The organism is Streptomyces sp. PA03-1a (genome assembly GCF_033792805.1).
Lineage (GTDB): Bacteria > Actinomycetota > Actinomycetes > Streptomycetales > Streptomycetaceae > Actinacidiphila.
Genome location: NZ_JARAVO010000019.1, coordinates 14,381 through 39,855 on the forward strand (window position 1 = coordinate 14,381; position 25,475 = coordinate 39,855).

The 25,475-nt window shown below is 72.5% G+C and carries 25 protein-coding genes; 15 read left to right on the plus strand and 10 right to left on the minus strand.

Annotated elements, in window-relative coordinates:
- Nucleotides 1–172: 172 nt before the first annotated feature.
- Nucleotides 173–1,321, minus strand: coding sequence for a tRNA dihydrouridine synthase DusB (gene dusB / locus PV341_RS06315; protein WP_500323030.1), 1,149 nt, complete (start codon nucleotides 1,319–1,321; stop codon nucleotides 173–175).
- Between the two features lie 108 nt (nucleotides 1,322–1,429).
- On the opposite strand from dusB, the gene PV341_RS06320 reads away from it, so the two are divergent.
- Genes PV341_RS06320 through ybiA form a run of 3 tightly spaced genes read left to right on the plus strand, consistent with a single transcriptional unit; the run spans nucleotide 1,430 to nucleotide 3,899 of the window.
- Nucleotides 1,430–2,842: an MFS transporter gene (locus PV341_RS06320; RefSeq protein ID WP_500323029.1), complete on the plus strand. Its 1,413-nt coding sequence runs from the start codon at nucleotides 1,430–1,432 to the stop codon at nucleotides 2,840–2,842.
- Nucleotides 2,839–3,261 (plus strand): MarR family winged helix-turn-helix transcriptional regulator, encoded by a 423-nt coding sequence (locus PV341_RS06325; RefSeq protein WP_500323027.1) that lies wholly within the window; start codon nucleotides 2,839–2,841, stop codon nucleotides 3,259–3,261. Before PV341_RS06320 ends, PV341_RS06325 begins: the two co-directional genes overlap by 4 nt.
- 50 nt (nucleotides 3,262–3,311) lie before the next feature.
- Nucleotides 3,312–3,899, plus strand: a complete 588-nt coding sequence (gene ybiA / locus PV341_RS06330; RefSeq protein WP_499511790.1) for a riboflavin biosynthesis intermediates N-glycosidase — start codon at nucleotides 3,312–3,314, stop codon at nucleotides 3,897–3,899.
- Here the strand turns inward: ybiA and PV341_RS06335 are convergent.
- Entirely contained in the window at nucleotides 3,880–4,746 is an 867-nt protein-coding gene (locus tag PV341_RS06335; RefSeq protein ID WP_499511791.1) for a helix-turn-helix transcriptional regulator, read from the minus strand. The two genes, ybiA and PV341_RS06335, sit on opposite strands and share 20 nt — an antisense overlap.
- A 281-nt stretch (nucleotides 4,747–5,027) precedes the next feature.
- On the opposite strand from PV341_RS06335, the gene PV341_RS06340 reads away from it, so the two are divergent.
- The 3 genes from PV341_RS06340 (at nucleotide 5,028) to PV341_RS06350 (ending at nucleotide 8,150) form a co-directional block, all read left to right on the plus strand.
- Entirely contained in the window at nucleotides 5,028–6,380 is a 1,353-nt protein-coding gene (locus PV341_RS06340; protein ID WP_500323065.1) for an MFS transporter, read from the plus strand.
- A 140-nt stretch (nucleotides 6,381–6,520) separates the two neighbouring features.
- Complete coding sequence (locus PV341_RS06345; RefSeq protein ID WP_500323026.1) at nucleotides 6,521–7,531, plus strand: aldo/keto reductase; 1,011 nt, start codon at nucleotides 6,521–6,523, stop codon at nucleotides 7,529–7,531.
- Between the two features lie 34 nt (nucleotides 7,532–7,565).
- Nucleotides 7,566–8,150 (plus strand): TetR/AcrR family transcriptional regulator, encoded by a 585-nt coding sequence (locus PV341_RS06350; protein ID WP_499511793.1) that lies wholly within the window; start codon nucleotides 7,566–7,568, stop codon nucleotides 8,148–8,150.
- 87 nt (nucleotides 8,151–8,237) lie between these two features.
- Here PV341_RS06350 and PV341_RS06355 read toward each other — a convergent pair whose 3' ends face one another.
- The gene (locus PV341_RS06355) at nucleotides 8,238–9,620 is read right to left on the minus strand and encodes a glycine--tRNA ligase (protein WP_500323025.1); all 1,383 of its coding nucleotides are present in this window, start codon (nucleotides 9,618–9,620) and stop codon (nucleotides 8,238–8,240) included.
- Between the two features lie 182 nt (nucleotides 9,621–9,802).
- Here PV341_RS06355 and PV341_RS06360 point away from each other — a divergent pair, with 182 nt between their 5' ends.
- The 4 genes from PV341_RS06360 to PV341_RS06375 are packed head-to-tail and all read left to right on the plus strand — an operon-like array spanning nucleotide 9,803 to nucleotide 12,920.
- A complete protein-coding gene (locus PV341_RS06360) occupies nucleotides 9,803–10,753 on the plus strand; it encodes a metal ABC transporter solute-binding protein, Zn/Mn family (protein WP_500356962.1) in 951 nt (316 codons plus the stop codon).
- Nucleotides 10,754–10,787: 34 nt separating this feature from the next.
- The gene (locus tag PV341_RS06365) at nucleotides 10,788–11,549 is read left to right on the plus strand and encodes a metal ABC transporter ATP-binding protein (RefSeq protein ID WP_500323023.1); all 762 of its coding nucleotides are present in this window, start codon (nucleotides 10,788–10,790) and stop codon (nucleotides 11,547–11,549) included.
- Nucleotides 11,549–12,442: a metal ABC transporter permease gene (locus PV341_RS06370; RefSeq protein WP_500323022.1), complete on the plus strand. Its 894-nt coding sequence runs from the start codon at nucleotides 11,549–11,551 to the stop codon at nucleotides 12,440–12,442. Before PV341_RS06365 ends, PV341_RS06370 begins: the two co-directional genes overlap by 1 nt.
- A 52-nt stretch (nucleotides 12,443–12,494) precedes the next feature.
- Nucleotides 12,495–12,920, plus strand: coding sequence for a Fur family transcriptional regulator (locus PV341_RS06375; protein WP_499511798.1), 426 nt, complete (start codon nucleotides 12,495–12,497; stop codon nucleotides 12,918–12,920).
- A gap of 72 nt (nucleotides 12,921–12,992) precedes the next feature.
- Here PV341_RS06375 and PV341_RS06380 read toward each other — a convergent pair whose 3' ends face one another.
- Together PV341_RS06380 and recO are read right to left on the minus strand one after the other, a co-directional pair.
- Nucleotides 12,993–13,832 carry an isoprenyl transferase gene (locus PV341_RS06380; RefSeq protein WP_500356963.1) on the minus strand — a complete coding sequence of 280 codons (840 nt, stop codon included), beginning with the start codon at nucleotides 13,830–13,832 and terminating at the stop codon, nucleotides 12,993–12,995.
- Nucleotides 13,833–13,894: 62 nt separating this feature from the next.
- On the minus strand, nucleotides 13,895–14,641 hold the full coding sequence (gene recO / locus PV341_RS06385) for a DNA repair protein RecO (protein WP_499511800.1): 747 nt from the start codon (nucleotides 14,639–14,641) through the stop codon (nucleotides 13,895–13,897).
- A gap of 56 nt (nucleotides 14,642–14,697) precedes the next feature.
- Between recO and PV341_RS06390 the strand changes: the two genes are divergently transcribed.
- On the plus strand, nucleotides 14,698–15,060 hold the full coding sequence (locus tag PV341_RS06390) for a DUF1304 domain-containing protein (protein ID WP_500323019.1): 363 nt from the start codon (nucleotides 14,698–14,700) through the stop codon (nucleotides 15,058–15,060).
- Nucleotides 15,060–15,359: a hypothetical protein gene (locus tag PV341_RS06395; RefSeq protein WP_500323018.1), complete on the plus strand. Its 300-nt coding sequence runs from the start codon at nucleotides 15,060–15,062 to the stop codon at nucleotides 15,357–15,359. The genes PV341_RS06390 and PV341_RS06395 overlap by 1 nt, the downstream gene beginning before the upstream one ends.
- Here PV341_RS06395 and PV341_RS06400 read toward each other — a convergent pair.
- From PV341_RS06400 to leuA, 5 genes are all read right to left on the minus strand, one after another.
- Complete coding sequence (locus PV341_RS06400) at nucleotides 15,349–15,984, minus strand: response regulator (protein WP_500323063.1); 636 nt, start codon at nucleotides 15,982–15,984, stop codon at nucleotides 15,349–15,351. The genes PV341_RS06395 and PV341_RS06400 overlap by 11 nt on opposite strands.
- Nucleotides 15,985–16,034: 50 nt before the next feature.
- Nucleotides 16,035–17,315 carry a sensor histidine kinase gene (locus PV341_RS06405; protein ID WP_500323017.1) on the minus strand — a complete coding sequence of 427 codons (1,281 nt, stop codon included), beginning with the start codon at nucleotides 17,313–17,315 and terminating at the stop codon, nucleotides 16,035–16,037.
- 55 nt (nucleotides 17,316–17,370) lie between these two features.
- Nucleotides 17,371–19,470 carry an MMPL family transporter gene (locus PV341_RS06410; RefSeq protein WP_500356965.1) on the minus strand — a complete coding sequence of 700 codons (2,100 nt, stop codon included), beginning with the start codon at nucleotides 19,468–19,470 and terminating at the stop codon, nucleotides 17,371–17,373.
- Between the two features lie 166 nt (nucleotides 19,471–19,636).
- Nucleotides 19,637–20,374, minus strand: a complete 738-nt coding sequence (locus tag PV341_RS06415; RefSeq protein WP_500323016.1) for a TerB family tellurite resistance protein — start codon at nucleotides 20,372–20,374, stop codon at nucleotides 19,637–19,639.
- A 182-nt stretch (nucleotides 20,375–20,556) separates the two neighbouring features.
- On the minus strand, nucleotides 20,557–22,320 hold the full coding sequence (leuA, locus tag PV341_RS06420; protein WP_500323015.1) for a 2-isopropylmalate synthase: 1,764 nt from the start codon (nucleotides 22,318–22,320) through the stop codon (nucleotides 20,557–20,559).
- Between the two features lie 306 nt (nucleotides 22,321–22,626).
- On the opposite strand from leuA, the gene PV341_RS06425 reads away from it, so the two are divergent.
- The 3 genes from PV341_RS06425 to PV341_RS06435 are packed head-to-tail and all read left to right on the plus strand — an operon-like array spanning nucleotide 22,627 to nucleotide 25,452.
- Nucleotides 22,627–23,745 carry a M4 family metallopeptidase gene (locus tag PV341_RS06425; protein WP_500323013.1) on the plus strand — a complete coding sequence of 373 codons (1,119 nt, stop codon included), beginning with the start codon at nucleotides 22,627–22,629 and terminating at the stop codon, nucleotides 23,743–23,745.
- 9 nt (nucleotides 23,746–23,754) lie between these two features.
- The gene (locus PV341_RS06430; RefSeq protein WP_500323011.1) at nucleotides 23,755–24,021 is read left to right on the plus strand and encodes a protealysin inhibitor emfourin; all 267 of its coding nucleotides are present in this window, start codon (nucleotides 23,755–23,757) and stop codon (nucleotides 24,019–24,021) included.
- Nucleotides 24,022–24,024: 3 nt separating this feature from the next.
- A complete protein-coding gene (locus tag PV341_RS06435) occupies nucleotides 24,025–25,452 on the plus strand; it encodes a carotenoid oxygenase family protein (protein ID WP_500356967.1) in 1,428 nt (475 codons plus the stop codon).
- The last annotated feature ends 23 nt before the right edge of the window (nucleotides 25,453–25,475 follow it).

Genomic DNA, 25,475 nt, shown 5'->3' on the forward strand with positions numbered 1-25,475 from the left:
CTTGACCATGTGGCCACGACAACGATGACACTCAGTGCCACTCATTGGAGAGGTGTGATGACACTCGGGCTGCTCATTTGAGCGACACCCCTATCAGGCGTGGCGAGAATCACTTGCTCTGCCCGCGGTTCGTCTTACAGTCCGGACGTCCCCGCGGACCGCCAAAACATCCTCAGCCGCCCGAAGTGTCCAGCTCGGCCTCGGCGCCGACGACCACCGAGCAGTCGTACGGGTCCTCCAGCCAGCCGTCCGGGAGCACCACACGCTTGCTCCCGGCCGTCCGGCCGCGCGGCCCCTCGGCGCCATCCGGCCATTCCTGGTCCAGGTCGAGGTCGGCGAGGTGGGCGTCGAGCTCGGCGAGGGAGGAGGTCATCGCGAGCTTGCGGCGCATCTCCGAGCCGACCGAGAAGCCCTTGGTGTACCAGGCCACGTGCTTGCGGAAGTCGATGACGCCGCGCTCCTCGTCGCCCAGCCACTCCCCCAGCAGCCCGGCGTGCCGCCGCATGACGCCGGCGACCTCGCGCAGCGTCGGGGCGGCGGGGGCGCCGCCGCCCTCGAAGGCGGCCACGAGGTCGCCGAAGAGCCACGGGCGGCCCAGGCAGCCGCGGCCGACGACGACACCGTCGCAACCGGTCTCCCGCATCATCCGGACCGCGTCCGCCGCGCTCCAGATGTCGCCGTTGCCGAGCACCGGGATCTCCGGGACGTGCTCCTTGAGGCGGGCGATCGCCTCCCAGTCGGCCGTGCCGCCGTAGTGCTGGGCGGCGGTCCTGCCGTGCAGCGCGACGGCGGTGACGCCCTCCTCGACGGCGATCCGGCCGGCGTCCAGGTAGGTGGTGTGGTCGTCGTCGATGCCCTTGCGCATCTTGATGGTGACCGGCAGGTCGCCCGCGTTGCCGACCGCCTCGCGCAGGATCGAGCGGAGCAGGTTGCGCTTGTAGGGCAGGGCCGAGCCGCCGCCCTTGCGGGTCACCTTGGGGACCGGGCAGCCGAAGTTCAGGTCGATGTGGTCGGCGAGGTCCTCGTCGACGATCATCCGGACCGCCTTGCCGACGGTGACCGGGTCCACCCCGTACAGCTGGATCGAACGCGGCTTCTCGGTGCCGTCGAAGTGGATCAGCTGCATGGTCTTGTCGTTGCGCTCGACCAGGGCCCGGGTGGTGATCATCTCCGAGACGAAGAGTCCCTTGCCGCCGGAGAACTCGCGGCACAGCGTGCGGAACGGCGCGTTGGTGATCCCGGCCATCGGTGCCAGCACCACCGGGGGCCACACGGTGTGCGGGCCGATGCGGAGTGCGGGAGCGGTGGCGTCAGCAGTCATGCGGACCATTCTCCCGTATCACCCGGGAGGGATTGGGTGTAGCGTGAAATGGTTACACAGGTACAATCAATCCACCGATCGCACCGACCACGGAGACGGGAACGGCCGATGCCCGAGCTGAGCCGGCGCAGACGTCTGCTGGTGCTGGCCGTCTGCTGCATGAGCCTGCTGATCGTCAGTCTCGACAACACCATCCTCAACGTCGCGCTGCCCGCCATGCGCCGGGACCTGCACACCTCCATCTCCGGACTGCAGTGGACCATCGACGCCTACACGCTCGTGCTGGCCTCGCTGCTCATGCTCTCCGGCTCGACCGCCGACCGGATCGGCCGCCGCCGGATCTTCCGCGTCGGCCTGGTGATCTTCACCGTGGCCTCCGGGCTGTGCAGCATCGCCCCCAGTCTGGAGTGGCTGGTGGTCTTCCGCATGCTGCAGGCGGTCGGCGGCTCGATGCTCAACCCCGTCGCGATGTCGATCATCACCAACGTCTTCACCGATCCGCGCGAGCGCGCGCGGGCGATCGGGGCGTGGGGCGGCGTCGTCGGCATCAGCATGGCCGCCGGGCCGATCATCGGCGGCGCGCTGGTGGAGTCGGTCGGCTGGCGCTCGGTGTTCTGGATCAACCTGCCCATCGGCCTGCTCGCCCTGGTACTCACCGCGCTGTACGTGCCCGAGTCCCGTGCCCCCCGGCCACGCCGGATCGACCCGGTCGGACAGCTGATGGTCATCGCGCTGCTCGGCTCGCTGACCTACGCCATCATCGAGGCGCCTGCGGCGGGCTGGGGCTCCCCGGTCATCGTCGGCTGCCTCGTGCTCGCCCTGTGCTCCGCGGCGGCCCTGGTCCCGTACGAACGGCGGCGCAGGGAACCGCTGATCGATCCGCGCTTCTTCCGCAGCGCGCCCTTCAGCGGGGCGACGGTGATAGCGGTGAGCGCCTTCGCGGCCCTCGCCGGCTTCCTCTTCCTCAACACCCTGTACCTGCAGGACCAGCGCGGCATGTCCGCCCTGGACGCCGGTCTGCACCTGTTGCCGATGGCGGCCATGGCCCTGGTCTGCGCCCCGCTGTCCGGGCGCATGGTCGGCAGCCGCGGCCCACGGTTGCCGCTGCTGCTGGCGGGCCTGGCCACCTCGGCGAGCGGCGTGATGTTCGCCGCGCTGGACGCGACCGCCTCGGACGCGAAGCTGTTCACCGCGTACGTCCTGTTCGGCATCGGCTTCGGCTTCGTCAACGCCCCGATCACCAACACCGCCGTCTCCGGCATGCCGCGGACCCAGGCCGGGGTCGCCGCGGCGGTGGCCTCCACCAGCCGGCAGGTCGGGCAGTCCCTGGGCGTGGCCGTCATCGGCGCCGCGCTCGCCGCCGGGCTCGACCTCACGGCGTGGTGGATCATCACGGGCTGCGGTGCGGCGATCCTGGCGCTGGGGTGGCTGACCTCGGGCCACTGGGCGGCGGGCACCGCGGAACGCGCCGCGAAGCGGCTCAGCACGGACGCCGCCCGCGAGCCGGTGGGCGCCCGGTGAACGAGGCCACGGCCACCCGAGTGTGGCGCGACCTGCGCACCCTCGTCCTCGAACGCAACGAACGGCGCCGCGAGGTCGCCGACGCCCTCGGCATGAGCTTCTTCCGCGTCAAGGCGCTGCGCCGGATCGCGACGGCCCCCGTGACGCCGGGTGACCTCGCCGCCGACCTCATGACGGACCGCCCGTACGTCACGCTGGTCGTCGACGACCTCGTCCGGCGCGGGCTGGTGGAACGCACACCGCACCCACGCGACCGGCGCCGCAAGCTCCTGAGCGTCACACCCGACGGCGCCGCGGCGGCGCAGGAGGCCGACCGCATCCTGGGCACTCCCCCACCGGGCCTGGTGGAGCTGGACGCGGAGGAGCTCGCGGCGCTGGACCGGGTGGTGACCAAGCTGCTGGGGTCGGCCCCGGGGTGAGCCGGGAAAACCTGAGGCCGTTGTCGGTGCCCGGCGCTACGGTCGGTGACATGACGACGCAGATCACCGAGCCCCGCGACGCCCGTTCGCGGGCTGCGCTGACGGCACTGACCGCGCGTGGCGTCCGGCCGAAGTACCTGTTCTTCTGGGGCCATCAGCCGCAGCGCGACGGCAGCGTGGGCGCGGGCTGCCTGAGTCAGTGGTGGCCCTCGGAGTTCACCGTCGACGGCATCGGCTACGCCACGGCGGAGCACTGGATGATGGCCGGCAAGGCCCGGCTCTTCGACGACGACCGGACCCTCGCCGGGATCCTCGCGGCCCCGCACCCGCACGCCGCGAAGAAGCTGGGACGGCAGGTCCGCGGCTTCGACAACGCGACCTGGGAGCGGCACCGCGAGGAACTGGTCGTGGCGGGCAACGTCGCCAAGTTCGGCCAGGACCCGGCCCTGCGGGACTACCTGCTGGGCACCGGCTCGCGCGTGCTGGTGGAGGCCAGCCCCGTGGACCGGATATGGGGCATCGGCCTGGCCGCCGACGACGAGCACGCCGCCCATCCCGTGCGGTGGCGTGGCCTGAACCTGCTGGGCTTCGCCCTGATGGAGGCGCGGCAGCGGCTGCTCACACCGGCATCGGCATAGCGCTGGGCGCGGACCCGGCGATCTCGTACAGCCGGTCCAGCCGTTCGCGGGTGGCGGCGTCCGCCGGGGAGTAGGTGACCAGCCGAGGGCCCTGGCTCGGACCGAGCCACAGGTGCGTGAAGTGGAAGGTCAGCAGACCGACCCGGGGGTTGAGGAAGCGCTTGGTGCGGTTCTCCGGTTCCTGCACCTCATGCCGCTCCCACAGCTCGCAGAACTCCGGGGAGGCCTGCTCCAGCCGCTTGACCAGGGACTTCCACGCGGGCTCCGCGAGATGCTCGGCCATCGCCGCACGGTACTTGGCGACCAGCTGCCGGCTGGTCTCGTGCCAGTCCGGCAGTCCCTCGCGCCAGGCGGGGTCGGTGAAGACCAGCCACATGATGTTGCGGTCCTCGAAGGGGAGCCGGTCGAGGTCGTCGACCAGCCGCGCGTAGGTGCGGTTGTGGGCGATGACGTCGGTACGGCTGTTGAGGACCGCGGCCGGCAGCGGCTCCAGCTTCGCCAGCATCTCCCGGATCTGGTCCGACATCCCCGGGCACTGGGCGCGCGGGTTGGGGTCGGGCACCCCGGCGAGCAGGAAGAGGTGGGTGCGCTCGTTCGGGTCCAGCATCAGGGCCCGGGCGATGGAGTCGGCCACCTGGGCGGAGATCTGGATCTCCCGGGCCTGCTCGAGCCAGGTGTACCAGGTCACCCCTACCGCGGCCAGCTGCGCCACCTCCTCGCGCCGCAGCCCGGGGGTGCGGCGGCGGCGGCCGGGCGGGAGTCCGACCTGCTCGGGGGAGATCCGTTCGCGGCGGCTGCGGAGGAAGGAAGCGAGCTCGCTCCGCGCGGCGGCGCTGGGAGACGTCATACCTCCAGAGTGCCTGACGTCCCAAACCATTGCCAGGTGGTCGCGATACCTGGATAAACGCTCTCTGGTACCCCCCTGGGAACAAGGTCATCGTGGCATACGTGACCGATCACATCGAAGCTCCCGTCTCCGCCGACCTCCGTTCCCGCGCTCAGGTACGCCCCCGGGTCATCCGGGTCGGCACCGGCGGCCCGGCACCGGCCGCGAGAACCACGCCACCGGCCGCCGAGGCACCGCCCGGCCCCACCGCGCCGGCGCTCGGCCCGCTGGGCCTGTTCACCGTGCTGCTGGGCGCTGCGCTGCCGCTCATCGACTTCTTCATCGTCAACGTCGCCCTGCCCGCCATCGAGACCGACCTCGACGCGGGGGCCGCCGTGCTGGAGCTGGTCGTGGCCGGCTACGGCGTGGCGTACGCCGTGCTGCTGGTGCTCGGCGGCCGGCTCGGCGACTCCTTCGGCCGCCGCCGGCTCTTCCTCGCGGGCATGGCGGCCTTCGGCCTGACCTCGCTCGCCTGCGGCCTGGCGCCCGACGCCTGGGTGCTGGTGGGCGCCCGCGTCGCGCAGGGCGGGGCGGCCGCGCTGATGCTGCCCCAGGTACTGGCCACCATCCACTCCGCGACCACCGGCCACCGCAGGGCCAAGGCGCTGAGCCTGTACGGCGCGACCGCGGGCCTGTCCATGGTCGCGGGCCAGATCCTCGGCGGCGTCCTGGTCGCCGCGGACATCGCGGGCACCGGCTGGCGCGCGGTCTTCCTGGTCAACGTGCCGGTCGCGGCGGCCGGGCTGCTGCTCGCGGTGCGCTCGGTGCCGGAGACCCGTTCCGACCGCCCCGCGCCGGTCGACCGGCCGGGCACCCTGCTGCTGGCGGTGTCGCTGGTGACCCTGCTGGTGCCGCTGACCGAGGGCCGGGCGGCCGGCTGGCCCGCGTGGACGTGGGTGTCGCTGGCCGTCTTCCCGTTCGCGGCCCTGGCGTTCTTCCTGGTCGAGCGGCGGGCCGACCGGGCCGGGCGGATCCCGCTCGTGCCGCCGAGCCTGTTCGCGCTCACCGGGATGCGGCGGGCACTGCCGCTGCTGGTGCCGTTCTCCATCGGCTTCGGCGGCTTCATGTTCGTGATCGCGGTCGCCCTGCAGCAGGGCCTGCGGTACGGACCGGTGGAGGCGGGCACCACGCTCGTTCCGATGGCCGTGGCGTTCTTCCTGGCCTCGCTGGCCGGGCCACGCCTGGTGGGCCGGTACGGCGGGCGCGTGGTCACCGCGGGGGGCGTCCTGCAGGGCGTCGGCGTCGCGGTGCTGGCGCTGACCGTGGCCCGCAGCTGGGAACCCGGGATGACGGCGTGGGCCCTGCTGCCGGGTGTGGCGATCGCCGGCCTCGGCCAGGGGCTGCAACTGCCGGTGCTGTTCCGGCTGGTGCTCGCGGACGTACCGGCCGAGCGAGCCGGCGTGGGCAGCGGGGTCATGGTCACCACCCAGCAGTCGGCACTGGCCCTGGGCGTGGCCACCCTCGGCACGCTCTTCCTCGCCCTGGTCCCCTCGCACGGGACGCGGGAGGCCCTGGTGACGGTGCTGGTCGTGCAGCTCGCGGCGGTGGTCGTGACGGCGCTCGCCAGCCTGCGCCTGCCGCGCCAGGTGGCCTGAGGGGCCGCGGGGCCGGACCGGCCCGTAGCGAGGACGTCGCGTGACAGCCATGCACTGACATATATTGAAATCTGTCAGTGCATGTGTCACTGTTGTCAGCATCCCCGCACGACCTCCTCATCCCGACCAAGGAGTCCCCCTTGCAGAACCGCACCCTCGGTTCCACCGGCCCCACCGTCTCCGCGCTCGGCCTCGGCGCCATGGGCATGTCCGCCCTCTACGGCGAGGCCGACCGCGGCGAGTCGATCGCCACGATCCACGCCGCCCTCGACGCGGGCGTCACGCTGATCGACACCGGCGACTTCTACGGCATGGGCCACAACGAGATGCTCATCGGCGAGGCCCTGCGCGCGGCCTCCCCGGCCGACCGCGAGAAGGCGCTGATCAGCGTCAAGTTCGGCGCCCTGCGCGGCCCCGAGGGCACGTGGCTGGGCTACGACGGCCGCCCCCAGGCCGTCAGGAACTTCGCCTCGTACTCGCTGCAGCGCCTGGGCACCGACCACATCGACGTCTACCGCATCGCCCGGGTCGACCCCGCCGTCCCGATCGAGGAGACCGTCGGCGCCATCGCGGAGCTCGTCCAGGCCGGTCACGTGCGCCACATCGGCCTGTCCGAGGTCGGCGCCGCCACCCTGCGCCGGGCCGCGGCCGTGGCCCCGATCAGTGACCTGCAGATCGAGTACTCGCTGATCTCCCGCGGCATCGAGGACGAAATCCTGCCCACCGCCCGCGAGCTGGGCATCGGCGTCACGGCGTACGGCGTGCTGTCCCGCGGTCTGATCAGCGGCCACTTCACCCGTGACCGGCAGCTGGCCGGCAACGACTTCCGCGCGATGAGCCCCCGCTTCCGGGGCGAGAACCTGGAGCACAACCTCGGGCTGGTGGAGGCGCTGCGCAAGATCGCGGAGCAGAAGGGCGTCACCGTCGCCCAGACCGCCATCGCCTGGGTGCTGGCCCGGGGCGAGGACATCGTCCCGTTGGTCGGCGCCCGCACCCGCGAGCGGCTGGCCGAGGCCCTGGGCGCGCTGGACGTGACCCTCGACGCGGCCGACCTGGCGGCGATCGAGACCGCGGTCCCGGCCGACGCGGCCGCCGGCGAGCGTTACCCGGAGTCCCAGATGGCGCACCTGGACAGTGAGCAGCGGCACTGACCGGCACCCGCCCGGCCCTGGGAGAATGACGACCATGCCACCCGAGACGCTGACCGCCGAACGCATCCTGGAGACCACGGAGGAGGTGCTGCGCCGTTACGGCCCGGCCAAGGCGACCGTGGTCGACGTGGCGCGCGCCCTCGGGGTCAGCCACGGCAGCGTCTACCGGCACTTCCGCACCAAGGCCGCGCTGCGGGAGGCGGTCACCCAGCGGTGGCTGGACCAGGCGCACGCGGAGCTGACGGCGATAGCGCAGGACGACGGCCGCCCGGGGCCGCAGCGGCTGCGCGCCTGGCTGGAGGCGCTGTTCGCGGCCAAGCGGCGCAAGGCGGGTGGCGACCCCGAGCTGTTCGCCACGTACATGGCGCTCACCGTCGAGCACAGCTCGGTGGTCGCCCAGCACGTCGCCGTCATGGTCGGGCTCCTCGCGCGGATCGTCCGGGACGGCGTGACCGCCGGCGAGTTCGCCGCCGGTGACCCCGACGCCGCGGCGCAGGCGGTGTGGGACGCCACCGTCCGCTTCCACGACCCGGCGTACGCCGCCGAGTGGTTCGCCCCGGGCATCGACGCCGCGTTCTCCGCGGTCAACGACCTGATCCTGCGCGGCCTGGAGGCCTGAGCACACGACCCCCGCGGACGCACGAAGGCGCCCGGCCACCCCTCTCGGGGGTGGCCGGGCGCCTTTCGCGTGCGTCCGGGTCCGGACCTAGCAGCCGAGCAGCCGGCCGCCGAGGTAGGCCTCGACCTGGTCGAGCGAGACGCGCTCCTGCTTCATGGTGTCGCGCTCGCGCACGGTGACCGCGTTGTCCTCGAGCGTGTCGAAGTCGACGGTCACGCAGAACGGGGTGCCGATCTCGTCCTGACGGCGGTAGCGGCGGCCGATGGCACCGGCGTCGTCGAACTCGATGTTCCAGTGGCGGCGCAGGTCGGCCGCGAGGCCCTTGGCCTTCGGCGAGAGCTGCGGGTTGCGCGACAGCGGCAGGACGGCGACCTTGACCGGTGCCAGGCGCGGGTCGAGGCGCATGACGGTGCGCTTCTCCATCACGCCCTTGGCGTTCGGGGCCTCGTCCTCGTTGTACGCGTCGAGCATGAAGGCGAGCATGGCGCGGTTGAGACCCGCCGCGGGCTCGATGACGTACGGGAAGTAGCGCTCACCGGCCTCCTGGTCGAAGTACGACAGGTCCTGGCCGCTGGCCTGGCTGTGGGCCTTGAGGTCGTAGTCCGTGCGGTTGGCGATGCCCTCGAGCTCAGAGTACTCGGTGCCGCCGAAGTTGAAGCGGTACTCGATGTCGACGGTGCGCTTGGAGTAGTGGGACAGCTTCTCCTTGGCGTGCTCATACCAGCGCATGTTCTCCTCGCGCATGCCGAGGCCCCGGTACCAGTCCCAGCGCTGCTGCATCCAGTACTCGTGCCAGGTCTCGTCCTCGCCCGGCTTGACGAAGAACTCCATCTCCATCTGCTCGAACTCGCGGGTCCGGAAGATGAAGTTGCCGGGCGTGATCTCGTTGCGGAAGGACTTGCCGGTCTGGGCGATGCCGAACGGCGGCTTGCGGCGCGAGGTCGTCTGCACCTGGGAGAAGTTGGTGAAGATGCCCTGCGCCGTCTCCGGGCGCAGGTAGGCCACGGCGCCCGAGTCCTGGGTCGGGCCCAGGTGGGTGGACAGCAGCCCGGAGAACTGCTTGGGCTCGGTGAAAGTGCCCTTGTTGCCGCAGTTGGGGCAGTTGAGGTCGGCCAGGCCGTTGGCCGGCAGGTGGCCGTGCTTGGCCTCGTACGCCTCCTCCAGGTGGTCGGCGCGGTAACGCTTGTGACAGGAGGTGCACTCGGTGAGCGGGTCGGTGAACGTGGCGACGTGACCGGAGGCCTCCCAGACCTCGCGGGCCAGGATCACCGAGGAGTCGAGGCCGACCACGTCCTCCCGGGAGGTGACCATCGCACGCCACCACTGGCGCTTGATGTTCTCCTTCAGTTCGACGCCCAGCGGCCCGTAGTCCCAGGCGGCCTTCTGGCCGCCGTAGATCTCGCTGCAGGGGAAAACGAAGCCACGGCGCTTGCTCAGGCTGACGATGGTGTCGATCTTGTCGGCGGCCACGGTGCTCTCTTCAGACGACGAAGCGGTCGGTGGGATCCGCCGGGTCGCGTGCGGTCCGGCGAATACCTCAGATTACCGGCGGGTGCGGGGCCCGTATCAAATCGGTTCCGCAGTCCGAGGGCGCCGGGTCCGGCAACCAAGCCAATTGACAATCGTTTCCATTTTTGTTGAAAATGGGTGTCATGAACATAGGTCGTGCCCTGGTCCCCCTCACCGCCGTCGCCGGGCTGGTCGCCCTCTCCGCCTGTTCCACCGCGGGCGGGGGCGGGGCGGACGGCAGGCTCAAGGTCACCGCCTCCTTCTACCCTATGCAGTTCCTGGCCGAGCAGATCGGCGGCGGGCACGTCGACGTGACCGGACTGACCAAGCCCGGGACCGAACCGCACGACCTGGAGCTCACCCCCCGGCAGACCGGCGAGCTCGGCGAGTCGGACGTCATCGTCTACCTCAAGGGCCTGCAGCCTGCCATCGACGACGCCATAGCCCAGTCCGGCGTGGCGAACACCGTCGACGCCGCCGCGCTGACCCCGCTGGAGGACCACGGCACCGAGGTCGACGGCCACGACCACGGCAGCGGGGACGACCACAGCGGGCACGGGGACGAGGACGCGGGCGCCGACCCGCACATCTGGCTCGACCCGGTCCGCTACGCCCAGGTCGCCGAAGGCGTCGGCAAGGCCCTCGCCAAGGCCGACCCGGACCACGAGGCGACCTACGGGAAGAACACCGCCGCGCTGGTGAAGAAGCTCGACGCGCTGAACACCGACTTCCAGGACGGGCTGGAGAACCGCACCTCGGACACCTTCATCACCACCCACGCCGCCTTCGGCTACCTCGCCGAGCGCTACGGGCTGGTCGAGCAGGCGATCAGCGGCATCGACCCGGAGTCCGAGCCCAGCGCCGCCCGGATGAAGACGCTGCACACCCTCGCCGAGGACAACGGCGTCAGCACCGTATTCTTCGAGACGCTCGCCAGCGACCGGACCGCCAAGACCCTCGCGGGCGACCTCGGCCTGAGGACCGCGGTGCTCGACCCCATCGAGGGCATCACCGACAAGTCCGCGGGCCGCGACTACTTCGAGGTCCAGCACAGCAACCTTCAGGCCCTGCGCTCGGCGCTCGGCGCGAAGTGAGGCAACGATGACGGAGCCCGGTACGGAGGCTGGAATGGACACGGTCATATCGATGCGGGGGGCGACCGCCTCCCTCGGCTCACGGCCGGTGCTGCGCGGCGTCGACCTGACCGTGCGGCGCGGGGAGGTCGTCGCGCTGCTCGGCGCCAACGGCTCGGGCAAGTCCACCGCGATCCGCGCCGTGGTCGGCCAGGTGCCGCTCACCGCGGGCGGACTGGAGCTCTTCGGCACCCCGCTGAACCGGTTCCGCGACTGGGCCCGGATCGGCTACGTGCCGCAGCGCACCACGGCGGCCTCCGGCGTCCCCGCCACCGTGCGCGAGGTCGTCTCCGCAGGGCGGCTGGCCCGTACGAGGCTGGGCCTGCCCCGCAAGGCGGACCGCCGGGCCGTGGGGCGCGCCCTGGAGCTGGTCGGGATGGCCGACCGGGCCGGCGATCCGGTCGAGGCGCTCTCCGGCGGCCAGCACCAGCGGGTGCTCATCGCCCGCGCGCTGTCCGTCGAGCCCGAACTGCTGATCATGGACGAGCCGATGGCGGGCGTCGACCTCGCCAGCCAGGAGGTGCTCGCCGGGACGCTGCGCGAACAGGTCTCGCTGGGCACCACCGTGCTCCTGGTCCTGCACGAACTCGGTCCGCTGGAGCCGCTGATCGACCGTGCGGTGGTGCTGCGCGACGGCTGCGTCGTCCACGACGGGCCCCCGCCGAAGGCCCAGGGGCAGCACGCGCTGCCCGGCCACGACCATGTCCACCCGCACGCCGGCCACGTGGCCGAGCCGATCCGGACGGGGCTGTTCTGATGGAGCTGTTCTCCTACGCCTTCATGCAGCGGGCGCTGATCGCCGCCGTCCTCGTCGGCATCACCGCCCCCGCGATCGGCATCTACCTCGTCCAGCGCCGCCAGGCCCTCATGGGCGACGGCATCGGCCACGTCGCCCTCACCGGTGTCGGCCTCGGCTTCCTGCTCAGCACCAACCCGGTGTGGATGGCGACGGCCGTGTCGGTCGCGGGCGCGATCGTCATGGAACTCATCCGCTGGTACGGCAGGACGCGCGGCGACATCGCGCTCGCGATGCTCTTCTACGGCGGCATGGCGGCCGGCGTGCTGTTCACCTCGCTCGCGCCGAACGGCTCCAACGCCAACCTGCTCACCTACCTGTTCGGCTCCATCACCACCGTCTCCCCGCAGGACATCACCGCGATCTGCCTGCTGGCCGGCTTCGTGGTGCTGGTCACCGTGGGCCTGCGGCGGCAGCTGTTCGCGGTCTCCCAGGACGAGGAGTTCGCCCGGGTGACCGGTCTGCCGGTGCGGCTGCTCAACCTGCTGGTCGCCGTCACCGCGGCGGTCACGGTCACGGTCGCCATGCGGGTCGTCGGACTGCTGCTGGTCAGCGCGCTGATGGTGATCCCGGTCGCCGCCTCCCAGCAGATCGCCCGCAGCTTCGCCACGGCCTTCGCGCTGTCGGTCGTGATCGGCGTGGCGGTCGCCTTCTCCGGCACGGTCACCTCGTACTACGCCGACGTGCCCTCCGGAGCGACCATCGTGCTGCTGGCCATCGGTGTCTTCGTCACGCTGACGCTGCTGGCCGCGCCGCTGGCGAAAAAGCGTGCACGCCGTGCCGCGGAGGACGGGACACGGTGCACCCTGGAGGTACCCGCGGCGCGTCCCACCGAGGACGACGTCCGGGTATGAGCTCCAGGCCTGGCAGAATGACCGACCGAACCGACCGAGTAGGAGGCCACCGGTGACGACCGCCAAGCCCCCCGTCCGCGGACGATCGACCCGGCAGCGTGCCGCCGTCGCCGCGGCCCTCGCCGAGGTCGACGAGTTCCGCAGCGCCCAGGAACTGCACGACCTCCTCAAGCACCGGGGTGACTCGGTCGGCCTCACCACGGTCTACCGCACGCTGCAGTCCCTCGCCGACGCCGGCGAGATCGACGTCCTGCGCACCGGGGAAGGCGAGTCCGTCTACCGGCGCTGCAGCAGCGGTCACCACCACCACCTGGTCTGCCGCGTCTGCGGCAAGGCGGTCGAGGTCGAGGGCCCCGCGGTCGAGAAGTGGGCCGACACCATCGCCGAGGAGCACGGCTTCGTCGACGTCGCCCACACCGTGGAGATCTTCGGGACCTGCGCCGACTGCGCCGGCTGCGGCGGCCCCGCCGCGAACTGAACCGGGCCCCGCCCGCCGTCGTGCTCGTACCGCCCCGCGGTCGTCCGTGGACGACCGCGGGGTGACTGCCGACTACTGCGTGTCCGCGTCGCTCTCCGCCGCCGGCTGCTGCTCGTTGGGCAGCGCGCCGCCGAAACGGCGGTCACGGGAGGCGTACTCCAGGCACGCGCGCCACAGGTCGCGGCGGTCGAAGTCCGGCCAGAGGACGTCCTGGAAGACCATCTCGGCGTAGGCGGACTGCCAGATCAGGAAGTTGGAGGTGCGCTGCTCGCCGGAGGGGCGGACGAACAGGTCCACGTCCGGCATGTCCGGGTGGTACATGTACTTGGCGAGGGTCTTCTCGTTGACCTTGGAGGGATCGAGGCGACCCGCCTTTATGTCCTCGGCCAGGCGCGCCGCCGCGTCGGCGATCTCGGCGCGACCGCCGTAGTTGACGCACATGTACAGCGTCATGGCGTCGTTGTCGCGGGTCATCTCCTCCGCGACCTGGAGCTCCTTCACGACCGACTTCCACAGCCGGGGCATGCGCCCGGCCCAGCGGATGCGGATGCCCATCTCGTGCATCTCGTCGCGGCGGCGGTGGATGACGTCCCGGTTGAAGTTCATCAGGAAGCGGACCTCGTCGGGCGAGCGCTTCCAGTTCTCCGTCGAGAAGGCGTACAGGGAGAGGTTCTTGACCCCCAGCTCCAGGCAGCCCTTGAGGACGTCCAGCACGACGGTCTCGCCGACCTTGTGCCCCTCGGTGCGGGGCAGGCCGCGCTCCTTGGCCCAGCGGCCGTTGCCGTCCATCACGATGGCCACGTGCTGGGGGACCAGCTCACCTGGGATCTTCGGGGGCTGCGCGCCGGACGGGTGCGGGTCGGGAGCCCGGTACTCGCGCCGGGGACGGCTCAGAATCCCGCGTACTGCCATGACCTTGCTCTCCACTTCCTGTGCCTCACGAGTTGGTGCTGCCGGGGGCCCGCCGGGTACCGCTACTTCTCGATGAAACGCAGACTGCGCAAGCCGCGCTCCAGATGCCACTGCAGATACGCCGCGACCAGTCCGCTGCCCTCCCGGCAGTGGCGCGGTTCGCACGCGTCGGCGGTCTCCCAGTCCCCTCCGAGCAACGCGCCGAGGAGTTCCAGTGACTCCAGTGAGGGTACGACGCTTCCGGCCGGGCGGCACTCGCCGCATACGACTCCTCCCGCGCCGACCGAAAAGAACCGATTCGGGCCCGGCATCCCGCACTTCGCGCAGTCCCCGAAGCTGGGCGCGTAGCCGTTGACCGCCAGCGAGCGCAGCAGGAAGGCGTCGAGCACCAGCCGCGGGTCGTGCTCACCGTCGGCGAGCGTGCGCAGGCCGCCGACCAGCAGCAGGTACTGCTGCACCGCCGGTTCGCCCTCGTGGTCGGTGAAGCGCTCGGCGGTCTCCAGCATCGCCGTGCCCGCGGTGTAGCGGGCGTAGTCGGTGACGATGCGGCTGCCGTAGGGGGCGATCGTCTCACCCTGGGTGCACAGCGGCAGGCCGCGGCCGATCAGCTCGCCCCCGCGCGCGAAGAGCTGCACGTCCACGTGGGAGAACGGTTCCAGCCGCGCCCCGAACTTGGACTTCGTCCGCCGCACGCCGCGGGCCACCGCCCGCACCCGGCCGTGCCGTCGGGTGAGCAGGGTGATGATCCGGTCCGCCTCGCCCAGCTTCTGGGTGCGCAGCACGATGCCGTCGTCGCGGAACAGACTCATGCGCCCATTGTTCCGTACGCGGCGACCGGACCGGCCCGGGTCGTACGCTACGGCCCATGTCGATCACAGCGACCGTCGCCGTGCTGCTCATAGCGGCCCTCCACCTCTACATCCTGGTCCTGGAGATGTTCCTGTGGACCACCCCCCGCGCCAGGGGAGCCTTCGGGACCACCGCGGAGTTCGCGCAGGCGAGCAAGGCACTCGCGGCCAACCAGGGGCTCTACAACGGTTTCCTCGCCGCCGGGCTGGTGTGGGGCGCCGTGGCCGCCGACCCGGTGGGCTTCCAGGCCACGGTGTTCTTCCTCATCTGCGTGGCGGTCGCCGGGCTGTACGGCGCCGCGACCGCGAGCCGCCGCATCCTCTTCGTGCAGACCGTGCCGGCCCTCGTCGCCCTTGCCCTGGTGCTGGTGGCCCGCTGATGGACTCCGTCACCCACCACATCACCGCGACCGGCCCCGACGGCACCGCCCTGGAAGTGCTGTACGGCTACGCGGACCGCGGGCGGCGGATGCTCGAGTGCCGGCACTGCGCGTGGCGCGAGCAGATCACCGGGGGCGGCGCCAGGGGCAAGGCACTGGCCCACCTGTCGCAGGCCCACGGAGCCGGCGGGGCGCCGGCGATGGCCGCGGACACACGGACGCTGGGCGCGACGGTGTGGACCGTGCTCGCCTGCTTCGGCGTCGCCGCCGCGATCCTGCTGTGGGCGGTCAGCCGCTGAGCCCCGCCGTCCCGCCTGGCGCGACCAGCCCCGACTCGTAGGCCGCGATCACCAGCTGGGCGCGGTCGCGGGCGCCGAGCTTGCCCATGATCCGGCTGACGTGCGTCTTGGCGGTGAGCGGGCTGAGGCCCAGCGCCTCGGCGACCTCCGTGTTGTTCAGGCCCCGCGCGACGAGGGTGAGCACCTGCCGCTCCCGTGCGGACAGCGCGGCGAGGCGTTCCGGGGCCGGCCCGCCCGGCGGCGGGCCCTCCGGGAGGCGCAGCACCCGGGCGATGAGCCGCGCGGTCGGCCCCGGCGAGAGCAGCGCCTCGCCCGCGGCGACCGTGCGGATGGCGTCGAGGAGTTCGGCGGGGCGGGTGTCCTTGACGAGGAAGCCGCTGGCCCCGGCGCGCAGCGCGGGGACGACGTGGTCGTCGCTGTCGTACGTGGTGAGCACCAGCACCCGGACCCCGGCCAGGTCATCGTCGGCGGCGATCAGCCGGGTGGCCTCGATGCCGTCGAGGTCCGGCATGCGGATGTCCATGATCACCACGTCGGCACGGCCGGCGCGGGCCGCCGCCACGGCTTCCCGCCCGGTGGCCGCGTGCCCGACGACCTGCATGTCGGGGGCGGACTCGACGAGCATCGCGAAGGCCTCACGGACCAGGGTCTGGTCGTCGGCGAGCAGCACGCGGATCACGCCGGGCCCCCCGCGAACGGCAGAACGGCGGCCACCTGGAAACCGCCCTCGGGCCGGGGTCCGGCGGTCAGCGTGCCGCCGACGCTGCGGGCGCGCTCGCGCATGCCGATGAGGCCGTAGCCGGCGGCGGGTACGGTCTCCGCCGGGCCGGCGTCCGCGGGGGGCCTCGGGGGTGCCACGGCACGCCAGGGCCGCCATCGGGCGTCGGGGCGGTCCGGTTCGTGCTCGGCCTCCGTCCCCGGGCAGGGGCCGTCGTCGGTGACGGCGATCCGCAGGGCGGTGCCGCGGTCCGGGTCGGTGCCGAGTTCCACCCCGACCCGGACCGAGGTGCCCCCGGCGTGCCGTACGGCGTTGGTGAGGGCCTCCTGCACGATGCGGTAGGCGGCCGCCCCGATCGCCGGGGGCACCCCGTCGGCGCCGGCCGCGACGGCCAGCTCCACCCGGGCGCCGGCGGCCTCGGCGGAGCGGGCCAGGTCGGCCACGGCCGCCAGGCCCGGCAGCGGGCCGCGCTCGTCGTCGCCGCGCAGCACCTGGAGGGTGGCGCGCAGTTCGGCGCGGGCGTCGCGGCAGGTGCCGGCGATGCTGTCGAGGGCGCCGGCGACGGCCGTGCGGTCCAGCCGCTCGGGGTCGGCGAGCAGGACGTGCGCCGCGACCGAGGTCTGCACGCCGATGAGGGTGATGCTGTGGGCGAGCAGGTCGTGCAGGTCGCGGGCGATCCGCAGCCGCTCCTCGGCGACGCGCCGGGCCGCCTCCTCCTCGCGGGTGCGTTCGGCGCGTTCGGCGCGCCCGACGATGGCGGCCACGTACTTGCGGTGGATGCGGACCGCCTCGCCGGTCAGTGCCACCGCCACCACCCAGCCGCCGCTGCGCAGCATGTCGGTCGCCGCGTGCCGGTCGGGTGTCGCCGACATCACCCCGACCATGATCGCGACGACCGCCGCCACGGTGAGGTACGTCCGCGGCGGCGGCCCGGCGACCGCGAGCGAGTAGATCGCCACCATGCTGGCCGGAACCACGGCCAGGTGGAGGTTGTCCATGGCGTGGTACGGGGCGACGGCCGCGACCGTGACGAGCATCACGGTCATCGGCCACCGCCGCCGGGCGGCCAGCACCAGCGCGGTGACCACCAGCAGCGCCCAGCCCGCCGCGTCCGGGCGGTGCCCCTGTCCGGACGGCAGGAGGGCGCCCATGGCGCTCTGGAGCGCGAGCACGCCCAGGGCGAGGGCGGCGTCCTTGTGCGCGCGGACGGCGGGCGGGAGGGGCGGCGGCTTCGGCACGGGTCCATCTTCCGTTACGGGGTCGGCGGCGTGACAGACCGGTTCGCGGGCCGGTTCACGGGCCCGTACGCGGCCGGCTCAGCCGGCCCGGCCACCAGACCCGCTCGCGCAGCGCCACGCTCGCGGAGGTGACCAGGTAGGTGCGGACGAGGAAGGTGTCCAGCAGGACGCCCACGGCGATGACGAAGCCCATCTCGACCAGCGACACCAACGGCATGTTGACCAGGACCGAGAAGGTGGCCGCCAGCACCAGCCCGGCCGAGGCGATCACCCCGCCCGTGGTCCGCAGCGCGGTGACGGCCGCGGCGGCCGGCGCGGCCCCCGCCAGCGACTCCTCGCGCATCCGGTGCATGAGGAAGATGCCGTAGTCGACGCCGAGCGCCACGAGGAAGACGAAGGACAGCAGCGGCAGCCCCGGGTCCGTGCCCTCGAAGCCGAACAGCGGCCCGAAGACCAGCCCGCCGATGCCCAGCGCGGCGCCCCACACCGCGATCACGGCCACCACGAGCAGCAGCGGCGCGACCAGGCTGCGCAGCAGCGCGACGAGGATCAGCAGCACGGCGGCCAGGACGAGCGGCACGACGACCCGGCGGTCGCGGGAACTGGTGCCGGCCAGGTCGGCCTGCTGGGCACTGGGCCCGCCGACGTGGGCGCCGTAGGGGCCGTCCAGCTCCGCGCGCAGGGCGTGGATGGTCGCGGTCTCGCCGGGCGACTCGGGCGGCGCCTTGGCGGTCACCGACACCTCCGTCCAGCCGCCGCCGCTGCGCCCGCGTTCGGCGGACGCGACGCCTTCGGTGCCCCGGACCGCGGCCAGCACCTTACCGGCCCGTCCGGTGGGCGCCATGACGGTGATCGGCTGGGCGGAGCGGCCGGGGTCGGCCTCGGCGAGGATGCGCATCGCGGCGACCGACTCCGGCGCGCTGGTGAAGGCGTCGTCGTTCTTCAGGCTGCCGGGCAGGGCCAGGGTCCCGAGCGCCAGCGCCCCGAGCAGCACCGCGCCACCCGCGAGCACGGCCGGCGGACGGCGTGCGGCCGAGCCGCCCATCGCCGCGAACAGGCCGCGCGGACGCGGCACTTCGCTGCCGTACGCCGGGACCAGCGGCCAGAAGACCCGGCGGCCCAGCAGCACCAGCAGCGCGGGCAGCAGGGTCGTCATGGCGACCAGCGCGCACAGCACGCCGACCGCGGCGATCGGGCCCATGCCCCGGCTGCTGTTGAGGTCGGCGGCGAGCAGGCACAGCAGGCCTGCGGCCACCGTCGCGGAGGAGGCCAGGATCGCGGGCCCGCAGCCGCGCAGCGCGGCGCGCATGGCGTCGTACGGGCGCGGCACGCGCCGGAGTTCCTCGCGGTAGCGGGAGACGAGCAGCAGCGCGTAGTCGGTGCCGGCGCCGAAGACCAGGATGGTCATCACGCCCTGGCTCTGGCCGGTGACGGTGATGCCGAAGGCCTGGTGGAGTCCGTAGACCCCGGCCATCGCGGCGGCGTCGGCCACGCCCGCGACGAGCAGGGGCAGCAACCACAGCAGCGGGCTGCGGTAGATGAGGATCAGCAGGACGGCGACGACGGCCACCGTGGTCCACAGCAACGGCCCGTCGAGGGAGGAGTAGACCTCCTTCATGTCGGTGTTGAGCGCGCCGGGGCCGCCCACGTGGGCGGTCAGCCCGTCGCCGCCCTCGGCCCGGTCGCGGACGTCGGTGACGAAGGCGTTCCTGGCCGCGTCGTCCTGGCCGGGCTCGGTGCTCGCCACGGGGTACATCAGTGTGTCGCCGTGCGACAGGACGGCGTGCGGCGTGCCGCCGGTGAGCCGGTGCGCCCGCGCGATGCCGGCGATCTGGGCGGCGGCCTTGTCGCGGTCGGCAGCGGTCAGCCCGCTGTCGCGGTGGTAGACGACCACGAGTTCGGTGGCCTCGCCGCCGGGCAGCGCGTCCTGGAGCCGGGCGACCTGCGTGGAGTCGGCGCTCACCGGGAGGTAGTCCACGGCGCGGTTCTGCTGCGCGTCGGCGAGCTTGCCGGCCAGCGGGCCGGCCAGCGCCAGCACGGCGATCCACAGCGCGAGCACCGCCCACGGGATCGCGCGGGCGCCCCGGTTCCTCCCTCGTCCTCGGGTCGGCGGCGGCGCGGCGGCCGGTGTGGTCTCAGTGGTCGGGGCCCCCATCATGGGCCTCCCTCCGGGCCGGTGGTCTGGTCCTGCCCAGACTTCCGGTGCGGGGGCGCCTTTTCGTCGGGCCCGGGACCGAGGCCGGCGTTACTGCCCGGGGTGCGGTGCGGGCCCCGTTACTCCCCGGGGAGTACGCCCGGCGGTGGCGATCAGGGGCGGCCCGTCAGGACGGCGTGCGGGCCGCGGCCTCCAGGATGCGTTCGGTGTCCTCGCCGACGAGGCCGAGGCAGCGGCCGACGGCGCCGAGGACCTCCCGCTCGGCGGGCAGGTAGGGGCCGTCGGCGAGGGCGATGAGGGCGCCCTGGACCAGGATGTGCTCACGGCCCTGGGGGGCGAGGTGGCGGGAGAGGGGGCCCAGGGCCTCGTGGAGCTCGATGGACAGCCAGCTGCCGCAGCCGTCGAGGGCGTCCGCGAGCCCGTCGGCGTCCGGGGCGTCGGAGGCGCCGGGGAAGCGGCCCTCGTCGGCGACGATCGCCGCGAGCAGGCCGAGCAGCTGGTCCTCGGTGCAGTCGGTGAACCCGGCCGAGCGGACCGCGCCGACGGCGGCCTCGCGGGCGCCGCGCCCCATGGCGCCGCCCGCGGTGAGCACGGCGAGGGCGACGGTGTGGACGGCATCGCGGAGCATGGCGGAGAAGACGGTGGTGGTGGGCTGCTCCAGGACCTCGGGGCCGCGGTGGGCGCGGCACACCACGCACTCCACGACCGTGCCGGCCGAGCCGCGCGGCAGGAGGGGCAGGCCCAGCAGGGTCAGCCGCCGGGTGCCGGTGCGCCGCCGGTAGCCGCGGTCGCCACCGCAGCCGGCGCAGAAGAACTCCCCGTCACCTTCGGTGTGCCAGACCGTCCGCACGCCCAAGATGCACAAGCCCTTGATGTGGAGCACTTCGCACCCTCCGGCCGCCATCCCGATTACCCCGGTTCGTCCCTTTACGCGCCGTACGCGTGGGTAACGCTCCGGCAACGGCGCCGTAATGACGTGATGTTAGCCACATGGGCGGCGCGTAGTCAGTACCACGTGAGGGCCGAATACGAGAACCGGCCACGACGCCCGCTCGGGCGCCGTGGCCGGTTCACCGTGCGTGGTGACTAGCGGGCCGCGCGGTTGACGGCGGAGACGACCGCCTTCAGCGAGGCGCGCGTGGTGTTGGCGTCGATGCCGATGCCCCACAGGACCTGGCCGTCGATGGCGCACTCGATGTACGAGGCGGCCTGCGCGCTGGCGCCCTCGCTCATGGTGTGCTCGGTGTAGTCCAGCAGGCGGGCGTCGACCCCGACCGAGGCCAGCGCGTCGAAGAACGCGGAGATCGGGCCGTTGCCGGTGCCGGTCAGGACCGTCTCGGCGCCGTCCACGACCGCTTCGACGGTCAGGGTGTCGGTGCCGTCGCTGCTGGTCGAGGTCTGCGCCGACCGCAGGGCGACCCGGCCCCAGGCGTTCTCCGGGGTGGGCAGGTACTCGTCCTCGAAGATCGCCCAGATCTCCTTCGGCGTGACCTCGCCGCCCTCGGCGTCGGTCTTCGCCTGGATGATCTTCGAGAACTCGATCTGCATGCGGCGCGGCAGGTCCAGCTTGTGGTCGTTCTTCAGGACGTACGCGACGCCGCCCTTGCCGGACTGCGAGTTCACACGGATGACGGCCTCGTAGGAGCGGCCGACGTCCTTGGGGTCGATCGGCAGGTACGGGACCGCCCACTCGATGTCGTCGACGGTCCGGCCCTGGGCGGCCGCGTCGGCCTCCATGGCGTCGAACCCCTTCTTGATGGCGTCCTGGTGGGAGCCGGAGAAGGACGTGTAGACCAGGTCGCCCACGTACGGGTGGCGCGGGTGGACCTCCATCTGGTTGCAGTACTCGGCGGTGCGGCGGACCTCGTCGATCTGGGAGAAGTCGATCATCGGGTCCACGCCCTGGCTGAACAGGTTCATGCCCAGGGTGACCAGGTCGACGTTGCCGGTGCGCTCGCCCTGGCCGAACAGGCAGCCCTCGATGCGGTCGGCGCCGGCCATCAGCGCCAGCTCGGCGGCGGCCACGGCCGTGCCGCGGTCGTTGTGCGGGTGGACCGACAGGCACACGTACTCGCGGCGCGACAGGTTCCGCGACATCCACTCGAAGCGGTCCGCGTGCGTGGAGGGCGTGGAGCGCTCCACGGTCGCGGGCAGGTTCAGGATGATCTCGCGGCCCTCCTCGGGCTGCCAGACGTCCATCACCGACTCGCAGACCTCCAGCGCGAAGTCCAGCTCGGTGTCGGTGAAGATCTCCGGGCTGTACTGGTAGCCGAAGACGGTCTCGTCGCCCAGGATCTTGTCCGCGTACTCCATGACCAGCCGCGTGCCGTCCACGGCGATCTGCCGGATCTGCTCCTTGGAGCCGCGGAAGACCACCCGGCGGAAGGTCGGGGCGGTCGCGTTGTACAGGTGCACGGTCGCACGCGCCGCGCCGCGCAGGGACTCCACGGTCCGCTCGATCAGTTCCTCGCGGGCCTGGGTCAGTACGGAGATGGTGACGTCGTCGGGGATCGCGCCCTCTTCGATGATGGAGCGCACGAAGGCGAAGTCGGTCTCGCCCGAGGCGGGGAAGCCGACCTCGATCTCCTTGTAGCCCATCTTCACCAGCAGGTCGAACATCGCGCGCTTGCGGGCCGGCGACATCGGGTCGATCAGCGCCTGGTTGCCGTCCCGCAGGTCGGTCGACAGCCAGCGGGGGGCCTTGGTGATCCGCCGGTCCGGCCAGGTGCGGTCCGGGATCTCCACGGCCTCGTACGGCTTGTACTTGTGGACCGGCATCGCGGTCGGGCGCTGGCGCACCGTCGCGGCGGTGATGGGCGTGGGGCGGCCGACGGCGTTCGGGGTGGACATCTGCGGGGGTGCTCCTCGGTTGCGGCTGTGGAGGCGGCCGACCGGCGCTGGTGCAACGCCAAACCCCGCGGGGAGGGAGTCGACCTGGACTACAGGCCCTCGCCGCGGCAGCTAAGAAGAAGCAGCCCGAAACGCATGATGCTGTCGACCATAACCGAGCCCCCGGGGACCCTGCAGCCGCTGCGGCGTTCTTCTCAGTATGCAAGACCGCCCGTGATGACATGAAAAACGTACAACTTCCCCCCTTTTCGTGGATCATGGTCACAGCTAGTGACAGACAGTGAGCACCGTGCCACATTGCCCTGCATGGAGCAGACACCTGTTTTCTGCACGATCGTGCCGCCGCACGTCCTCGACAAGGTCGCCCGCAACGAGGACCGCGCACTCGCCGAGCCCGCCCGCCGCACCCTGGAACGCGACGCCGCGGAGCGCACCCGCCGCCGGCTGACCACCGTCATCGGCGCCCTCCCGGTGATCGGGGCGGAGCCGTCGGACCGGCCGCACCGCACGATCAGCGACGCGCAGCACCGCACGGACCTGCCGGGGCGGAAGGTCCGCGGCGAGGGCGACCCCGCACCGGCCGACGACACCGTCAACCGGGCCTACGACGGACTGGGGGCGACCTTCGAGCTCTTCCTGACGGCGTACGGCCGCCACTCCATCGACGACGCCGGGCTGCCGCTGGACGCCACCGTCCACTACGACCGCGACTACAACAACGCCTTCTGGAACGGCGAGCAGATGGTCTTCGGGGACGGCGACGGGGAGATCTTCCTCGACTTCACGCTCCCCCTCGACGTCATCGGCCACGAACTCAGCCACGGCGTCACCCAGTACACCGCCAACCTCGACTACTTCGGCCAGTCCGGCGCCCTCAACGAGTCGATGTCGGACGTCTTCGGTTCCCTCATCAAGCAGCACGCGCTCGGCCAGACCGCCGAGGAGGCCGACTGGCTGATCGGCGCCGGACTGCTCGCCCCGCGCGTCACGGGCGTGGCGCTGCGCTCCATGAAGGCCCCCGGCACGGCCTACGACGACGACGTCCTCGGCAAGGACCCGCAGCCCGGCCACATGGACGCCTACGTCCGCACCTCGCGGGACAACGGGGGCGTGCACATCAACTCCGGCATCCCCAACCGGGCGTTCCACCTGCTGGCCGTCGCCCTGGGCGGCAACGCCTGGGAGCGGGCCGGGCTGATCTGGTACGACGTGCTGACCGGCGGCGCGCTGTCGCCCAGGGCGACGTTCGCCGAGTTCGCCCAGGCGACGGTCGCCTCGGCCGCCGGGCGCTTCGGTGAGGGCGAGGAACACGCGGCGGTGGTGAAGGCGTGGTCGGAGGTCGGCATCCCGACCGCCGTGAACGGTACCGACGTGCCGCGCCAGTCGCCGGTCCCGGAAGGTGCGCGACCGCCCGCACAGGGGTAGACGTCCGCCATGCGCATACAGGTGATCCGCTCCGGCGGTTTCGCGGGGATCGAGCGCCGGGCCGTGCTGGACACCGCCGGCCGCCCCGACGCCTTCCGTCTGCACGCCCTGGCCCGCGACGTGCTCGCCGCGGGCCCGGCCGCGCCCCCGCAGGGCGTACCGGACGGTTTCCGGTACGAGATCACGGTGGACGGCCGCACGGTGCACTGCGCCGACCCGCGGCTGACGGAGGAGCAGCGCGAACTGGTCCAACTGGTGCTGAAGGAGGGCGCGTAGCCGATGAGCGGGCACACGACCGGGCTGCGCAGCCTGACCGACGAGGTGACCGTCCCCGAACTGCCGGTACGGGGACGGCTGCCGCGGTGGCTCGGCGGGGTCCTGCTGCGCAACGGCCCCGCCCTCTTCGAGGCCGGGGAGCGCCGCTACCGGCACTGGTTCGACGGCCAGGCGATGCTCCACCGGTTCGCGATCGAGGACGGCCGGGTCTCCTACGCCAACCGCTTCCTGGACGTCCCGAGCAGCCGTACCGCCCGGCACGAGGGCCGCATCGGCTACCAGGAGTTCGCCACCGACCCCTGCCGCTCGCTCTTCGCCCGGGTGCTCACCCCGTTCCTCCGCAAGCCCTCGGGGAACGCCAACGTCAGCGTCGCCCGCTTCGGCGAACGCTTCGTCGCGCTGACCGAGACCCCGATGCCGGTGGAGTTCGACCCGAGGACGCTGGAGACGGTCGGCGTCGTCGGCTACGAGGACGCGCTGGCCGGTCAGTGGACCACGGCGCACCCGCACCAGGACCCGGTCACCGGCGAACTGGTCAACTTCGTGGCGCACTTCGCGCGGCGCAGCGAGTACCGCGTCTACCGCCAGTCCTCCGACGGCACGGCCCGCCGCAGGCTCCTGGGCAGCCTGCCCGTCACCCGGCCCGGCTACATGCACAGCTTCGCGATCACCGACCGCCATGTGGTGCTCGTGGAGTTCCCGCTCGTCGTCAACCCGCCGGCACTGCTGCTCAGCGGCCGGCCCTTCATCGAGAACTACCGCTGGCGCCCGGAGCGCGGCACCCGCTTCATCGTCATGGACCGCAGGGACGGCACCGTCCGCCGCGTCGCCAAGGGCCCGGCCTTCTTCGCCTTCCACCACGTCAACGCCTTCGAGGACGGCGACGCGCTGGTGCTGGACCTGTGCGCCTACGAGGACCCGTCCGTCATCGACGCCCTCTACCTCGACCGGCTGCGCGACGGCGGCGGCGTCCCGCAGGCCCGGCCCACCCGGCACCGGATCGGCGGGGACGGCGCGGTGACGTCCGAGCGGCTCGGTGAGGAGCCGATGGAGCTCCCCCGCATCGACTACGGGCGGTGCAACGGCCGCCCCTACCGCTTCGCGTACGGCGTCGGCAGCCGCGACGGCCGGGGCGAGCACTTCACCGACCAGCTGGTGCGGCTCGACACGGCCGACGGCGGCACCGTGACCTGGTCGCAGGAGGACTGCTACCCCGGGGAGCCCGTCTTCGTCGCGGCCCCGGAGGCCGGGGCGGAGGGCGAGGGCGTGGTGCTCTCCGTCGTCCTCGACGCCACGGCCGGCTCGTCCTTCCTGCTGGTGCTGGACGCCGTCACGTTCCGCGAGCTGGCCCGCGCCGAGGTCCCGCACGCGGTGCCGTTCGGCTTCCACGGGATCTTCAGCGGCGGGGCCGCCGGGGGTGCGACGGCCTAGGCCCGGCCGCCTGGGCCGTGTCG